General features: G+C 31.1%; 15 protein-coding genes. 6 read left to right on the top strand and 9 right to left on the bottom strand.

Going from position 1 to position 15,275, the window contains the following annotated elements; genetic code table 11:
* The first annotated feature begins 37 nt into the window (after window positions 1–37).
* The 6 genes from ABXT66_RS02775 (at window position 38) to trxA (ending at window position 6,071) form a co-directional block, all read left to right on the top strand.
* Complete coding sequence (locus ABXT66_RS02775; RefSeq protein ID WP_443644142.1) at window positions 38–727, top strand: response regulator transcription factor; 690 nt, start codon at window positions 38–40, stop codon at window positions 725–727.
* 2 nt (window positions 728–729) lie between these two features.
* Window positions 730–2,331 carry a stimulus-sensing domain-containing protein gene (locus ABXT66_RS02780; protein ID WP_443644143.1) on the top strand — a complete coding sequence of 534 codons (1,602 nt, stop codon included), beginning with the start codon at window positions 730–732 and terminating at the stop codon, window positions 2,329–2,331.
* A 79-nt stretch (window positions 2,332–2,410) separates the two neighbouring features.
* Window positions 2,411–3,802, top strand: a complete 1,392-nt coding sequence (gene ahcY, locus ABXT66_RS02785) for an adenosylhomocysteinase (protein WP_443644144.1) — start codon at window positions 2,411–2,413, stop codon at window positions 3,800–3,802.
* A gap of 3 nt (window positions 3,803–3,805) precedes the next feature.
* Window positions 3,806–4,129 carry a tRNA (adenosine(37)-N6)-threonylcarbamoyltransferase complex ATPase subunit type 1 TsaE gene (gene tsaE, locus ABXT66_RS02790; RefSeq protein ID WP_443644145.1) on the top strand — a complete coding sequence of 108 codons (324 nt, stop codon included), beginning with the start codon at window positions 3,806–3,808 and terminating at the stop codon, window positions 4,127–4,129.
* 179 nt (window positions 4,130–4,308) lie between these two features.
* On the top strand, window positions 4,309–5,724 hold the full coding sequence (locus tag ABXT66_RS02795; protein ID WP_443644146.1) for an exonuclease domain-containing protein: 1,416 nt from the start codon (window positions 4,309–4,311) through the stop codon (window positions 5,722–5,724).
* A 26-nt stretch (window positions 5,725–5,750) separates the two neighbouring features.
* Window positions 5,751–6,071, top strand: coding sequence for a thioredoxin (gene trxA, locus ABXT66_RS02800; RefSeq protein ID WP_443644147.1), 321 nt, complete (start codon window positions 5,751–5,753; stop codon window positions 6,069–6,071).
* 11 nt (window positions 6,072–6,082) lie between these two features.
* On the opposite strand, the gene ABXT66_RS02805 is transcribed toward trxA, so the two are convergent.
* The 9 genes from ABXT66_RS02805 to aroA form a co-directional block, all read right to left on the bottom strand.
* Window positions 6,083–7,315 (bottom strand): bifunctional folylpolyglutamate synthase/dihydrofolate synthase, encoded by a 1,233-nt coding sequence (locus ABXT66_RS02805; RefSeq protein ID WP_443644148.1) that lies wholly within the window; start codon window positions 7,313–7,315, stop codon window positions 6,083–6,085.
* A gap of 29 nt (window positions 7,316–7,344) precedes the next feature.
* On the bottom strand, window positions 7,345–8,199 hold the full coding sequence (accD, locus tag ABXT66_RS02810) for an acetyl-CoA carboxylase, carboxyltransferase subunit beta (RefSeq protein ID WP_443644149.1): 855 nt from the start codon (window positions 8,197–8,199) through the stop codon (window positions 7,345–7,347).
* A 44-nt stretch (window positions 8,200–8,243) separates the two neighbouring features.
* A complete protein-coding gene (gene trpA, locus ABXT66_RS02815) occupies window positions 8,244–9,059 on the bottom strand; it encodes a tryptophan synthase subunit alpha (protein ID WP_443644150.1) in 816 nt (271 codons plus the stop codon).
* 15 nt (window positions 9,060–9,074) lie between these two features.
* Window positions 9,075–10,286, bottom strand: a complete 1,212-nt coding sequence (gene trpB, locus ABXT66_RS02820; protein ID WP_443644151.1) for a tryptophan synthase subunit beta — start codon at window positions 10,284–10,286, stop codon at window positions 9,075–9,077.
* 10 nt (window positions 10,287–10,296) lie between these two features.
* The gene (locus ABXT66_RS02825) at window positions 10,297–10,938 is read right to left on the bottom strand and encodes a phosphoribosylanthranilate isomerase (protein ID WP_443644152.1); all 642 of its coding nucleotides are present in this window, start codon (window positions 10,936–10,938) and stop codon (window positions 10,297–10,299) included.
* Window positions 10,939–10,964: 26 nt separating this feature from the next.
* Window positions 10,965–11,243 carry an HU family DNA-binding protein gene (locus ABXT66_RS02830; protein ID WP_443644153.1) on the bottom strand — a complete coding sequence of 93 codons (279 nt, stop codon included), beginning with the start codon at window positions 11,241–11,243 and terminating at the stop codon, window positions 10,965–10,967.
* Between the two features lie 16 nt (window positions 11,244–11,259).
* On the bottom strand, window positions 11,260–12,972 hold the full coding sequence (gene rpsA, locus ABXT66_RS02835; protein ID WP_443644154.1) for a 30S ribosomal protein S1: 1,713 nt from the start codon (window positions 12,970–12,972) through the stop codon (window positions 11,260–11,262).
* Window positions 12,973–13,110: 138 nt separating this feature from the next.
* On the bottom strand, window positions 13,111–13,779 hold the full coding sequence (gene cmk / locus ABXT66_RS02840; protein WP_443644155.1) for a (d)CMP kinase: 669 nt from the start codon (window positions 13,777–13,779) through the stop codon (window positions 13,111–13,113).
* A 28-nt stretch (window positions 13,780–13,807) separates the two neighbouring features.
* Entirely contained in the window at window positions 13,808–15,139 is a 1,332-nt protein-coding gene (aroA, locus tag ABXT66_RS02845) for a 3-phosphoshikimate 1-carboxyvinyltransferase (RefSeq protein WP_443644156.1), read from the bottom strand.
* Window positions 15,140–15,275 lie beyond the last annotated feature (136 nt).

Genomic DNA, 15,275 nt, shown 5'->3' on the forward strand with positions numbered 1-15,275 from the left:
TACTATTTAAGAATATTTTCAAATTAATAGGTGATTAATGAGTGAAAAAATTATTCTCGTAGACGATGATAGTAATATCTTAACTTCTGTTTCTCTGGCGTTAAAATCCGAAGGGTGGTCAGTAGAAACATATAATGATGGAGAGCAGGGACTTATTGCACTTCAAAGAAATAATCCTGATATCGCGATCCTAGACATTAAAATGCCTAAATTAGACGGGATGGAAGTTTTAAAAAAACTTAGAATTTCTAGCAATATACCTGTAATTTTTTTAACTAGTAAAGATGACGAAATAGACGAGGCTTTAGGGCTTAGGATGGGTGCTGATGATTATATTACAAAACCATTTTCTCAAAAATTACTTGTTGAAAGAATTAGAGCAGTTTTGAGAAGAAGTTCTTTAAAAAACTCAGACGTATCTGATAAAGTTATACAAAGAAATAATCTATATCTTGATCCAGATAGGCATCTTTGTAAATGGAAGGATCTAGAGGTTAAGCTTACGGTTACGGAATTTTTAATATTAAATTCATTAGCCTTCAGGCCAGGACTAGTTAAAAGTAGAGATCAACTTATAGATACTGCTTATGGAGAAACTATATATGTAGATGATAGGACTATTGATAGCCATATAAAGAGAATGAGAAGGAAATTTAGATTTTTTGATAAAACTTTTGACCATATTGAAACCTTATATGGAGTTGGGTATAGATATAAAGATGAATAGAATTGGCTAAAATTATAAAAATTTTAAAAAAGATATATTTGCCCTTAAAGACCAGAATTTTAGTAATAATTTTATTACCAGTCTTATTGTATCCAATAATTATTATTTATTTCAATAAATATCAGGATATTTTAATTAGATCTGAATTTGCAGCTATTGAACGACAAGGTTTAACCTTAACCAAAGCTCTTGCTTTAGCAGAAAATCAATATGGCTTAATTCAAAGAAATCAAGTTTCTAGCCCTGCATTACAAAGTTTAATTCCTAAGGTTAAGTATGGTTCAAATATAAGGGCTATGCTTTTTGATATGCATGGAAACCTAATTGCAGACACAAAGGCTAGTATGAAATATAGTCCTTTTGTTAAAGTAAGTCCGTTGCCTTCAGTCAAAAATAATTCGCCACTCGAAACATATTTAACAAGTTTTGTTTCTTTATTTTCAAATTTAATTTCAAAACCATTAAATCTGCCTTTATATAAAGATAATATAAGATTTACGCTTGATAATTTTCCAGAAATAATAATCGCACTAAAGGGTAATATTACTAAAGTGTCAAGACAAGATGCTAATGGTAAACTTTTTCTATCTGTTGCACTGCCGATCAAAAATATCCGCATGGTAAGGGGCGCTGTACTTCTTTCAGTGTCAGGTGAGAAAATTGAACAAGAATTAATTGATTTAGAGACAGAACTTTTTAAAGCATTTGGATTAATTTTACTAGCCACGTTCAGCTTAGCTTTTTATTTTGGGAGATCTATTACTAATCCAATAATTAAATTAGCAAAAGAAGCAGACAAAATCTCTGAAGATAAAATGCAGAAAACTGTAAATTTAACGGAACTAAAATCTAGAAAAGATGAGATAGGGAATTTAGCAAAATCTTTCTACCAAATGACAAGAGAGCTACAAAGTCGGATAGATCATATTGCAGAATTTGCAGCTGATGTTGCTCATGAATTAAAAAACCCTATTTCGTCTATAAGATCTGCATCAGAAACCATTGGTAAGATTAAAAATATTAAAGAACAAACACAGCTTATAAAAGTTATACAAAATGATGTAGCAAGGGTTGATAGATTAATAAATGATATATCTGCAGCTTCTAGACTTGATGCTGAGCTATCTAGAATTGAAATGACTAAAATTGATATTACGGATTTGTTAAGCACTTTGATTGATATAAGATCTTCAACAATAAATTGTAATATTAATTTTTCTAAAGAAGTTGATAAATCTTATATTTGGGGAAATGAAAATAGAGTTGCACAAGTTTTTGATAATTTAATTCAAAATGCTGCCTCTTTCTCAACAAAAAACTGTACCATAGATATTAGGTTAGAGAAAAAATTAGATAAAATAATTATTTTAGTAGAGGATAATGGCCCAGGTTTTTCTGAGATTGGTATTAATAAAATATTTGATAGATTTTATACTGAAAGACCTAAAGCTGAGAAGTTTGGTAATCACTCTGGATTAGGCTTGTCAATTTCAAAGCAAATTATAGAAGCTCATGGCGCTACTATAAAAGTGTTCAACAGATTAGACAAAAATCAAAAATGTATTGGAGCTACTGTAAGGACTGTATTTAATGCATTAAACTAAATATTTAAAACTATCATTTCATAGTTTGCAGTAAAAAAAATTAAATGTTATAAAACCACAATAATTTTAAAGGATAAACATGACAGATTACTCAATCACAGATATAAGTCTCGCAGAATGGGGAAGTAAAGAAATCTCAATAGCTGAAACAGAAATGCCTGGACTTACTGCCTGCAGGGAACTATTCGGAAAAGATCAACCATTAAAAGGAACTAGGATTGCAGGTTGCTTACACATGACAATCCAAACAGCAGTTTTAATTGAAACTTTGATTGCTCTTGGAGCTAGTGTCAGATGGGCTAGTTGCAATATTTTTTCAACACAAGATCATGCTGCAGCTGCGATAGCTAAACAAAATATTCCAGTTTTTGCTAAAAAAGGTGAAACACTAAAAGAATATTGGCAATATGTTGATCAAATTTTCACTTGGTCTGATGGATCAGTGGCTAACATGATCCTTGACGATGGTGGAGATGCTACTCTTTATATTATATTAGGAGCAAAAGCTGAGAATGGAGAGAAAATTCTTGCTTCTCCAGCAAATGAGGAGGAAGAGGCTTTAAAGGCTCAAATTCTCTTTAGATTGGATAGTTCACCTGGTTGGTTTACAAAGGTAAGGGATAGCATAAAAGGGGTAACGGAAGAAACTACTACTGGTGTTCTAAGATTGTACCAGATGGCAGAAAAAGGTGACCTCCCATTTCCCGCCATCAACGTAAATGATTCAGTTACAAAATCTAAATTTGATAATCTGTATGGCTGCAGAGAATCTTTGGTTGACGGTATCCGAAGAGCTACTGACGTAATGTTGTCGGGTAAAGTAGCCGTTGTCGCCGGTTTTGGTGATGTTGGTAAGGGATCAGCTGCTTCACTTCGACAAGGCGGCGCAAGAGTTATAGTAACTGAAGTCGATCCTATATGTGCATTACAAGCTGCAATGGAAGGATACGAAGTTTGTTCCATGGAAGAAGCCTGTCCTAGGGGTGATATATTCGTTACTGCAACAGGTAATAAAGATGTGATAACAGTTGATCACATGAGGGATATGAAAGATAGAGCAATAGTGTGTAACATCGGACACTTTGACTCAGAAATTCAAGTTGAGTCTTTACAAAACATGAAATGGTCTGAAGTCAAGCCACAAGTTGATGAAGTTGAATTCCAAGATGGAAAAAGGTTAATCGTTTTAGCTAAAGGCAGGCTCGTTAATTTAGGTTGTGCTACAGGTCATCCTAGTTTTGTTATGAGTGCTTCTTTTACAAATCAAGTTCTTGCTCAGATTGAAATTTGGGAAAAATTCAATGAATATGATAATAAAGTCTATACTTTACCAAGACATTTAGATGAAAAAGTAGCTAAACTTCATCTAGATAAAGTAGGTGCAACATTATCTAAGTTATCAAAAGAACAAGCAGATTATATTGGTGTTCCAGTAAAAGGTCCATTCAAATCTGATAATTATAGATATTAAATTATGAGATCAATATCAGAGTTTGTTGTTAAATCTGAAATTGAAATGAGAAAATTAGGTTATTCATTAACAAACTTATTTCAATCTCAGGACTTAATTACTTTTACTGGTGACTTAGGTGTGGGAAAAACTTTTCTTTGTAAGTCTATTATTAATAAACTTACCAGATTTAAAGAAATACCAAGTCCAACTTTTAATATTGTGAACACTTATTATTTCAATAATGAGATAGAGATATGGCACTGCGATTTTTATAGAATTGACAGTTTTAACGAAGTTGAAGAAATTGGTGTTTTTGAAGATCTAAAAAAAAAATTATTTTTCTAGAATGGCCAAAATTTACAAAAGAAATTTCACAATTTGATCCGTTAAATATTTCTATCGAAATGGTTAATAGCGTAGATAAAAAATTATCTAATTTTAGAAAAATTTCTTTGCATGGGTCTCAGAAATGGTATTCTCGATTTAATAAAAATATAACATTAATAAAGTGAGCAACAAGTCCCATGAATTTTGTTTTTTACGATTTGGAAACAACAGGTAGAAATGCTACCTGGGACCAGATACTTCAAATTGGAGCTATTTTAGTTGATAGTAACTTTCAAGAAATAGATAGATTTGAAGAAAGGTGTCGCTTAAGGCAAGGTTTAATACCAGAACCAGGTGCTTTGATTGTTAATAAAACTTCTGTAGAAATGTTAAGTAATGTTAATTTATCCCATTATCAGTTAATAAAAAAAGTTTATGATGTTTTTAATAAATGGTCGCCAGCTATATTTATTGGTTACAACACTATTAGTTTTGACGAAGAGTTTTTAAGAAAAACTTTTTTTAAACTATTACTAGAGCCTTATACAACGCAATTTAATGGTAATAGGAGAGCTGATGTTTTAGGAATGAGCAGATCATCTAAATATTACTATCCTGAATGTATAAACGTTGGTTTGAATGAGAAAGGTAACCAAGTGTTTAAATTAGATGTGTTAACTCAGTTAAACGATATCAAACATAATGCTCATGATGCAATGGGTGATGTCGAAGCTACTATTGAAATTGCACAAATTCTGAAAAATAAAGCCCAAAATGTTTGGCAATCAGGGTTAAGTAATAGTAATAAAATTGAGGTAGATAATTTTCTTCTCAAAAATGATGTAATTTGTATGGATGAATATTTTTTTGGTAAATTTAATTCTTATGCCGTGACATATGTATGCAAAAATAAATTTAATTATCCACAATGTTTTGACTTAATTCATGATCCAATTGACTATTTTGAAATGTCAATTAAGGATTTAAAAACTAAAATGAAGCTTAAACCAAAATTTATCAAAGAAATTAAAAATAATAAGAATCCATTATTAATGGATGAAAGTTATATTGAAAAAATACCTTCCTATAAGACATTAGGCTTAAATATTCTTAAAGAAAGAGCTGAATTAATAAAAAACAATATTGATTTTAAAAATAAAATTCAAACAATACTGTTTGAAGAAAATGAAGAAAAACAAATGTTTAAATCACAAGTAGATATTGACCCTGAGGATAGCTTATATATTGGAGGCTTCCCTGATAATAGTGATAAATCAAAAATGTTACAGTTTCATAAAGCAGAATGGGAAGAAAAGTTTTTTATTTCAAACCAATTTAAAGATCCACGATACCAATATTTTGCTCATAGATTAATCTATGAAGAAGCCCCACAAATACTTCCTCAACTTGATTACGAAAAAATTCATAAAATTATTGCAAAACAAATATTAAGTACAGATAATGAAAAATGGAATACTGTTCCAAAATCATACCATCAACTAGACACACTAAGAGATCAATATGAAAATGAGAAGGATGACGAAAAAATTGAATTTTTAGGGGAATTAGATAATTTTCTTCAAAACCTTGAAAACAGATATCAAAAAACATAATAATTATTAAATTAGGAGACTTATATATGGCGACCAATAAGACAAATGATCAAAATTTTAAAATAGATGTTTTGGACTCAAAGCAGCCTGTTTTAGTTGATTTCTGGGCAGAATGGTGTGGTCCATGTAAGGCTATTGCCCCATCTCTTGAAGAGTTATCCGAGGAAATGGCTAGTAAGCTTAAAATTGTTAAAATTAATGTTGACGAAAACCCTTCAATTTCTCAAACTTATAGTATTAGAAGTATTCCGGCTTTAATGATATTCAAAGATGGTGAAAAAATTTCAGAAAAAATGGGAGCTCTTCCTAAGTCAGCACTTCAATCATGGGTTAATGAAACTATTTGAACAACAACACATCAGTTAATGACTGTTTCATTATATTTTAATACATGTCCTGTTAGATACAAAGAACCAGTTATGAGTAATGGTAAATTTTTATCAGATCTTTGTAGTGCATTTTCTAAACTTTCACATCTAAAAATGCTTAGTTGAATGTTTTTTAATTCTTGAGATAATTCTTCTGAACTATAGGCTGATTCAACCCCAGGAATTGAGATAACGAATATTCTATTTATATGTTTTTTAAAAGTATTTACAAATTCAATAGGATTTCTATTATTTAACATTCCAATAATTAAATCATACTTTTTGATTGGATTGTTGTTAAGGAAATTTTCTAAAACAACGGCTCCATCTTCATTATGAGAGCCGTCTAAAATAGTAATATTATTTCTAAATTTAGTAATTTGTCCCTTTTCTATATATTCAATTCTTCCATGCCATTGTGTTCTTTGTAACCCTTTAATAACATTTGACTTAGATATATTGGGTATTATTGTTTTAGCAGCTGTGTAAGCTGTAGAAGCATTTTCATATTGATGTTTCCCTCTTAAACCAAGTGGAGTTGATGAAGGTATAGATTTTAATTCTATTAAGTTTGCTTTCATTTTTTGAACACGTTCTATAAGCGTCTTATAAGCCTTTTGGTTATTTTGTTTAGCAATAATAATGGGAAGACTTTCTCTAAGTATTCCTGCTTTTTCTGTAGCAATACTTTCTATAGTTTTACCAAGATATTCAGTATGATCGAACCCTATTTTAGTTATTATACAAAGTTTCTTTTTATCAATTATGTTAGTGGCATCCAATCTCCCACCTAATCCAGTCTCTATTATGTTGATATCACTGGGGTTTCTGTGAAATGCAATCAGAGCTGCAGCAGTAGTAATTTCAAAAAAAGTAATTGGCTTATTTTTATTGTTAGATTCAATTTCTTCTAAAATATCAATTAACATTTCTTCAGAAATTTTTTTTTGCTTTATACGAATGCGTTCATTAAAGTTGATTAAATGAGGTGAAGTATAGATATTAACAGAATAGCTGTGAGCTTCGAATATTTCTTTAAGGAAAGATGCAGTTGACCCTTTACCATTTGTTCCAGCAATATGGATGACATTGCTTAATTGATTATGAGGACTCCCAAATTTATTCATTAATAAATTTAATCTAGTAAGATCAAAGTCTATTAGTTTAGGGTGAAGGGAAAACATTCTATTAAGAGTGTTTGTTAATTTTTTTTGATGAACCATGTGGTTAAGTATAATTAAAAATAAATGATCTATTTTTTATAAAAAGTTAATGTTTTTAATAAATTTGATATTGTTTGCTTTTGTTCAGATCTAGGAATAACTAAATCAACCATGCCATGTGATTTTAAGTATTCCGCAGTTTGAAAATCCTCTGGAAGTTTTTCTTTAACCGTTTCTTCAATTACTCTTCTGCCAGCAAAACCAATAATCGCTCCAGGTTCAGCTATATGTATATCACCTAACATTGCAAAGCTAGCTGTGACGCCGCCAGTCGTTGGATTAGCAAGTAATACAATGTACGGTAATTTAGCTTTTTTAAGTCTATTGATAGCAATTGTAGTTCTGGGCATCTGCATAAGTGAAAAAATACCTTCTTGCATACGTGCTCCACCTGAAGATGGCACAACCATCAGGGAACATTTTCTTTTTATGGCTTCTTCAGCTGCTAAAATTAATCCATTACCTACTTGTCTTCCCATAGACCCAGCCATAAATGAAAAATCAAAGCAGGCTATAACTAAAGGAATGTTATTGATAGAACCAAAGCACACTAATAACGCATCATCTAGTTTTGTTTTATTTTGAGCTTCTTGTAATCGGTCACTATACTTTTTTTTATCTTTAAATTTTAAAGGGTCGGTATTTAGTTTTGGCATGGAAATGTTTTCAATACTATCTTTATCAAATATGAATTCTATTCTCTCCTTAGCTGAAAGGTGATCGTGGTATCCGCAAGTTTTACAGACATTATTACTTTCATGAAATTCTTTATGAAAGATCATTTGTAAACATGATTTACATTTTACCCATAAAATTTCTTCAGGCTCGTCTCTTTTAACAAAGGCCTTAAATCTAGGTAATACTGTTTCTTTAATCCAATTCAATATTCTACCTTTCTTTCTTTAATTAAATATTTAAAAATTAAGGTTTAATTATGTTTAATTCTATTTGATATTTTAGATACAAATTCGATACAAGACTTAATAGTGACCTTTTTATTTTCACCTTTCTCAGATGATGATTTGATTAAATCCACTACTGCTGAACCAATAACTATTCCGTCGGAAATTGATGCCATTGAATAGGCTTGTTCTGGTGAACGAATTCCAAAGCCTATGATAGTTGGAATATCCGTAATAGATTTTATTTTTTTTAGGTTCATGGATACATCGTCAACATTAGGAGCCTGAGTACCAGTTATTCCAGTGATTGAAACATAATATACGAAACCTGTAGCCTTTTTCAAAACTTGAACTAGTCTGTCTTTTGTAGTAGTAGGCGTAATCAATCTAATAAAACTTAGGCCTTGTTTTTCTGAATAATTATACAATTCATCATCTTCCTCAGGAGGTAAATCTACAATGATTATACCATCTACACCACAATCAATAGATTTAGTTACAAAATCTTCTTTACCATATTTATATATAGGGTTGTAATAACCCATTAATATAATCGGAGTATAATTATTTTTTTCTCTAAATTTTTTTACAAGATTTAAACATTTTTCTAGGTTCATTCCAGACTTCAGAGCTCTTTGGCTCGATAGCTGAATAGCGGGGCCATCCGCCATAGGATCAGAGAAAGGCATACCTATTTCAATAAAATCTACTCCATTATCTGGTAATCGTTCAATTATATTTATTGACGTTTCAAAATCAGGATCTCCGGCTGTCAAGAAAATACCTAGGGCTTTTTGATTGTTTTGTTTTAAAATATTAAATGTATTTTGAATTCTACTCATTTGTTGATTTTACCCTTAAGGTTTCATAATCAAAGGTAAAACAGAGGATAAATCTTTATCGCCTCTTCCGCACATATTCATTATTATGATTTCACCTTTTCTTTTTGTAGCTAATTTTCCAGTAATATGTAGAGCGTGTGCAGGTTCAAGTGCAGGAATTATTCCTTCTAATCTGCTACATAGTTTAAATGCCGCTAGGCTTTCTTCATCTGTTGTAGATAAATATTTAATCCTACCAATGTCATGTAACCAAGAATGTTCAGGTCCTATACCTGGATAATCTAATCCAGCAGATATTGAATGTGCATCATTAATTTGTCCGTCGTTATCCTGTAATAAATATGTTCTATTACCATGAAGTATTCCAGGAGTCCCTGCAGAGAGAGAAGCCGCATGTTTGTTTGTTTTTAATCCTTTTCCAGCAGCTTCAACTCCAAAAATTTCAACCTCTTTGTCATCAAGAAAAGGATGGAACAATCCCAGAGCATTAGATCCTCCACCAATACATGCTACGAGAGCATTGGGCAAACAGTTCTCTTTTTCTAAAATTTGTTTTTTTGCTTCTTCTCCAATTATAGATTGAAAATCTCGAACCATTTTAGGGTAAGGGTGTGGGCCAGCAGCAGTTCCTATGATATAGAAATGAGTATTTGCGTTTGATACCCAAAACCTAAGGGCATCGTTCATAGCATCTTTTAAAGTACCAGTTCCAGAAGTAACAGGGTTAATCTTTGCACCTAAAAGTTGCATTCTTTGTACGTTAGGCTTTTGCCTTTCTATATCCTTTGCTCCCATAAAAACTTCACATTCAAAACCAAATAAGGCACAAGCAGTCGCAGTTGCAACTCCATGTTGGCCAGCTCCAGTTTCTGCAATTATTTTATTTTTACCCATTCTTTTAGCCAATAAAATTTGTCCAACGACATTGTTTATTTTATGCGCTCCGGTGTGGTTTAGTTCATCTCTTTTTAAATAAATTTTAGCACCACCAAAAAATTCTGTTAGTCTTTCCGCAAAATATAGAGGACTCGGTCTACCAATATAATCTCTTCTATACATATCCAAATCATCTAAAAATAACTGATCTTTAAGAGCTTCTTCGTATGATTTTTCAACGTTTAATACCAGTGGCATAAGTGTTTCTGCTACAAACCTTCCGCCGTGGATACCAAATCTTCCATTAGAATCAGGACCTGTTCTCAAACTATTTAAATTAATATTTGTCATATTTCATCCATTAAATATTTCTACATTTTGTTATAAAATTTTTAATCATTTCTGGATCTTTTATCCCTTTACTTATTTCAACTCCAGAAGAAATATCTATTGCAGGTGGATTACTAATTTTAACTGCCTGTTCTATATTATTTATATTAAGGCCACCTGCAAGCATCCATTTTTTTTGTGGCTCACAGTTTTTTATAATATTCCAGTTAAACATTTCACCATTACCTCCTGGTAAAATAGTTGAAGGTGAATCTAAAAGAAGAATATCACATAAATTTTCATAATCTTGATTTGCTTTTATTAAATCTAATTTATTTTTAATTCCTATACCTTTGATTATTGGAATTTCGAATTTTACTTTAATTTCTTTACACCTTAAAGGAGTTTCATTTCCATGAAATTGAAAGTAGTCAGGTTTAATGTTTTGTTTAATTTCCTTAATAAAATCATCATCAGAATTAACTGTTAAGGCAACTATTTTTGAATGTCGGTTACGATTTTTTAATAACTGTTGTGCATCACCCAGAGATAGATTTCGTGGAGATTTATCATAAAAAACTAAACCTATATAATCGGCTTTGCTTTCTATGGCAGCATCCATACACAATTTATCGTTTATACCACATATTTTTATTTCAAAATTATTACTCATCTTTTAAAATACAAATGTGGTAAGTATCATTTGTTTAAACGGTCTTTCATATTTTTTCCCATTCTAAAATATGGGATCTTTTTTGCAGGAACTGCTACAACTGATCCATTTTTTGGATTTCTAGCAATGCGAGCATCTCTTTCTTTTGAACCAAAAACTCCAAAACCCCTTAACTCTACTCTATCGTTTTTAACAATAGCGTTGCTAATTGTATTAAAAAAAATATTTACAATTTTTGAGGCATCTTTTTGATAAACTCCTGGATTTAAATTAACAATTTTTGTTATTAGATCTGATTTATTCAATTTAATACCTCATTTATTATTCTTTAGAAATTTTATCCTTTTTAGCCAAGGCAGCACCAAGAATATCTCCTAAACTTGCACCACTGTCTGATGATCCAAATTCGGCCATAGCTTTCTTTTCTTCTTCGATTTCTCTAGCCTTGATAGAAAGGTTAATTTTTCTTTGTTTTTTATCAATATTTGTAACAGTAGCATCAACTTTATCGCCAACTCCATATCTATCTGTTCTTTGATCATTTCTTTCTCTAGCTAAGTCACTTTTCTTTATAAAGCCTTTAATATTATCGCCTACAGTCACATCCAAGCCATTGTCTGAGATTACTGCTATTGTACATGTAACAGTAGAGCCTTTTCTTATATTATCGATCTCTGATGACGCTAGGTCTTCGGTCAATTGTTTTATACCAAGAGATATTCTTTCTTTATCAACATCAATATCTAATATTTTGGCTTTTATAGTGTCACCTTTAGTAAAACCTTTAATCAATTCGTCACCATTACCGTCCCAACTAAGGTCAGACAAGTGAACTAAACCATCAATATCGTCAGAGAGCCCTATAAAAAGACCAAATTCTGTAATATTTCTTATCTCACCTTCAATTGTAATTCCAGTCTTATTATTATCTTTATAGGATTTCCATGGATTCTCTATGCATTGTTTTATTCCAAGTGAAATTCTTCTTTTTGACACGTCAATTTCAAGAACAATTACTTCAACTTTTTCTGAAGTTGATACAATTTTACCTGGGTGAACATTTTTTTTAGTCCAACTCATCTCAGAAACATGAACTAAACCTTCAATACCGTCCTCTAACTCTACGAAGGAACCATAATCTGTTATGTTAGTAACTACGCCATTCATTTTGGAGCCCACTGGAAATCTGTCAATAACTTTTAACCAAGGATCTTCTGTTAATTGTTTTATTCCTAGAGAAATTCTTTGAGTTTCGTCATTAAACTTAATAACCTTAACTTGAACTGATTCTCCCATTTGCAAAGCTTCTGAAGGGTGGTTAATTCTTTTCCAAGAAATATCAGTTACATGCAATAATCCATCAACACCACCTAAGTCAACGAATGCCCCATAATCAGTTATATTTTTAACAATACCTTGTAGTACTTGACCTTCTTGTAAATTAGCAACTAATTCAGATTTAGCTTCAGCCCTACTATCTTCAAGTACAGCTCTTCGAGAAACTACAATATTTCCTCTTCTTCTATCCATTTTTAAAATTTGAAATGGTTGAGGAGTACCCATCAAGGCACCCAAGTCTTTTATTGGTCTAATGTCAACTTGACTTCCTGGTAAGAAAGCAGTAGCACCTTCAAGGTCAACTGTAAAACCTCCTTTTACTTTACCAAATATAACCCCGTTAACTCTCTTTTGTTCTTCAAGAGCCTTTTCTAAATTAATCCATGATTCTTCTCTTTTTGCTTTTTCACGACTTAAAACAGCATGACCATTTATATCTTCTAATCTTTCAATATAGACTTCAACTATATCACCTGGGTTAATTTGAATATCATCTTCACTATTTCCAAACTCTCTTATAGAAACTCTTCCTTCAGATTTAAGTCCTACGTCTATTAAAATCATATCTTTTTCTATTGATAAAACTGTTCCAGATACTACTGAACCTTCAATACTTGCCATTTCTTGAAAGCTTTGATCTAGTAATTCTGCAAAATTTTCACTAGTAGAGTTGGCTGTTATATCAGCTTGGGACAATATATTCTCCTATTAATTATGTGCTTAAAAGCATTGTGCTGAGGTTATAATTATGGAAACTAAAGAATTAACTCTTAAATTATAAATATTTGTGTCAGCTTGTTAAATGTTAAATTTATTGATTGAAATTTCCATTTTTCAACCTACTATTTTATTACTTCTTTCAATAATTTTAGTAGCAATTGACATTACCTCATCAGCACTAATTGAACTTGTATCTATAATAAATGCATCTTCAGCTGGTACTAAAGGTGATGTCTTTCTTCTACTATCAGATAAATCTCTCTTTGTTATATCAATTATTAAAGACTGCAACATACACTCTTCATCATTCCCATGCAAGAAAGATATGTTTTTTTCTAAAAGTCTTCTTTTTGCTCTAATTTCTACTGAAGCATTAATAAAAAATTTAAAATTTGCATTAGGTAGGATTTTAGTTCCTATATCTCGTCCATCTAGTATACAACCACCATATTTTTCCTTATTAACATTAGCAAATTCTATCTGTTTTAAATTAAGTGTCTCTCTAAGGCCTGGAAAGGATGCAATCTTTGAAGCTAGAGCTGCTACTACTTCAGTTCTTAATTTATTATTTTCTAATTGCTTAAAACTTAATTTCTTAGCAATTTTACAACTTTCTATTTCTAAATTTGTGTAATCGTTTTTTTTATCATTAATCAATTCTAAAGCTACCATTCTATACATAGAACCTGTGTCTAAATGAGGGAAATCATATTTAACAGACAATCTTCTTGCTAAAGTTCCTTTTCCTGATGCTGCTGTGCCATCAATTGCTATTTCAATCATTTTATTAATAACTTAATATTTTTTTAATTTACAGTTGTTCAAACTTAGCACCAATTTTTTTCATTTTATCTAAGAAAAAAGGAAATGATGATTTTATGGTATCAGTATTATCTACTTTAATTGGCTTTTCGCTTATTAGACCCAGACACAAAAAACTCATTGCAATTCTATGGTCCAAATTTGAGTTAATCTCAACGTTTTGATTTATTTGCCCCTGAGGGCCTATCCCTTTAACTATCATACTATTATGAGTATCAATTGTTTGTACTCCCACCTTTTGTAGCCCTTCGCAAACTGATTTGATTCTATCAGTTTCTTTATATCTGAGCTCTTCAACACCTTCCATGATAGTATCTCCTTCTGCCTTAACTGCCGCAATTGCCAGTATAGGATATTCATCAATCATAGAAGCAGCTCTTGATTTAGGAATAGTTATGCCATTTAATTTACTTGTCTCAGCAACTATATCAGCAATTAATTCACCATTCATTTCTCTTGAATTCATAAATTTAATCTTAGCGCCCATTTCTATAAGTGTCTTGAATAAACCTGTTCTCAACTCATTTACACACACATTCATAACTTTAACCTTGCTATTGGGAGTAATTAATGCTGAGACAATTGGAAATGAGGCACTAGATGGGTCTGATGGGACATTTATGTCTAATGGTTTAAGTGAAGGAATGCCCTCAAGTATGATTTTCCACTTTGAATTTTTTAATTTAATTGTTTCAATTTTAGCGCCAAAATATTTCAACATTCTTTCAGTATGATCTCTTGATAGTGAGGGTTCTATAATAGATGTTGTTCCTATTGATGATAAGCCAGCAAGTAGGATGCTAGATTTAACTTGGGCAGATGCTACTGTACTTTCATATTCTATAGGTAATGTAATTTTACTTCCTTTTATCTTAATGGGAAGGGTATCATTGTTAAAATTTTCTATAGTGGCGCCAGTTTCAATCAAGGGTGATATAATTCTTTTCATGGGTCTTTTTGAGAGAGATTGATCACCTATGAAGGTTGCTTCAACGTCTGAACCTGCAACTAGGCCCATTAATAATCGTGCACCTGTTCCAGAATTTCCCATATCCAAAATATTATTGATACCTGATAAAGAACCTATTCCACTTCCAAAAACCTCCCATTTATTATTAGATAATTTGTTGATAGATACTCCCATTTTTCTAAGTGCATTAGCTGTTGCTAGGACATCTTCACTTTCTAAGAGATTATTAACAATTATTTTGCCAGTGACTGCAGAACCAATTATTAAAGATCTATGTGATATAGATTTATCTCCAGGGACTATCATTTCACCTGATAAATTTGAGCTTTTATGTGATATTATAGAATTCAATCTGATTTAACCTTTTTAAAAAAATATCAATAATATATAACTAAATTTCTAAAAATTAACATAATTATTAAAAATATTTTGACAGAGTTACTTTTTTTAGTCTAATCGGTTTGTGTATTTTTATTATAGAGGAGAA

It is taken from the genome of Candidatus Levibacter sp. Uisw_134_01 (genome assembly GCF_047717795.1).
Taxonomy (GTDB): domain Bacteria; phylum Pseudomonadota; class Alphaproteobacteria; order Puniceispirillales; family Marisalimonadaceae; genus Marisalimonas.

Excerpts from the sequence above, each read along its gene's own strand:
- cmk (WP_443644155.1), bottom strand. The coding sequence starts at position 13,779 with ATGATTGAAATAGCAATTGATGGCACAGCAGCATCAGGAAAAGGAACT.
- trxA (WP_443644147.1), top strand. The coding sequence starts at position 5,751 with ATGGCGACCAATAAGACAAATGATCAAAATTTTAAAATAGATGTTTTG.
- ahcY (WP_443644144.1), top strand. The coding sequence starts at position 2,411 with ATGACAGATTACTCAATCACAGATATAAGTCTCGCAGAATGGGGAAGT.
- tsaE (WP_443644145.1), top strand. The coding sequence starts at position 3,806 with ATGAGATCAATATCAGAGTTTGTTGTTAAATCTGAAATTGAAATGAGA.
- ABXT66_RS02795 (WP_443644146.1), top strand. The coding sequence starts at position 4,309 with ATGAATTTTGTTTTTTACGATTTGGAAACAACAGGTAGAAATGCTACC.
- trpA (WP_443644150.1), bottom strand. The coding sequence starts at position 9,059 with ATGAGTAGAATTCAAAATACATTTAATATTTTAAAACAAAACAATCAA.
- ABXT66_RS02825 (WP_443644152.1), bottom strand. The coding sequence starts at position 10,938 with ATGAGTAATAATTTTGAAATAAAAATATGTGGTATAAACGATAAATTG.
- ABXT66_RS02805 (WP_443644148.1), bottom strand. The coding sequence starts at position 7,315 with ATGGTTCATCAAAAAAAATTAACAAACACTCTTAATAGAATGTTTTCC.
- trpB (WP_443644151.1), bottom strand. The coding sequence starts at position 10,286 with ATGACAAATATTAATTTAAATAGTTTGAGAACAGGTCCTGATTCTAAT.
- ABXT66_RS02775 (WP_443644142.1), top strand. The coding sequence starts at position 38 with ATGAGTGAAAAAATTATTCTCGTAGACGATGATAGTAATATCTTAACT.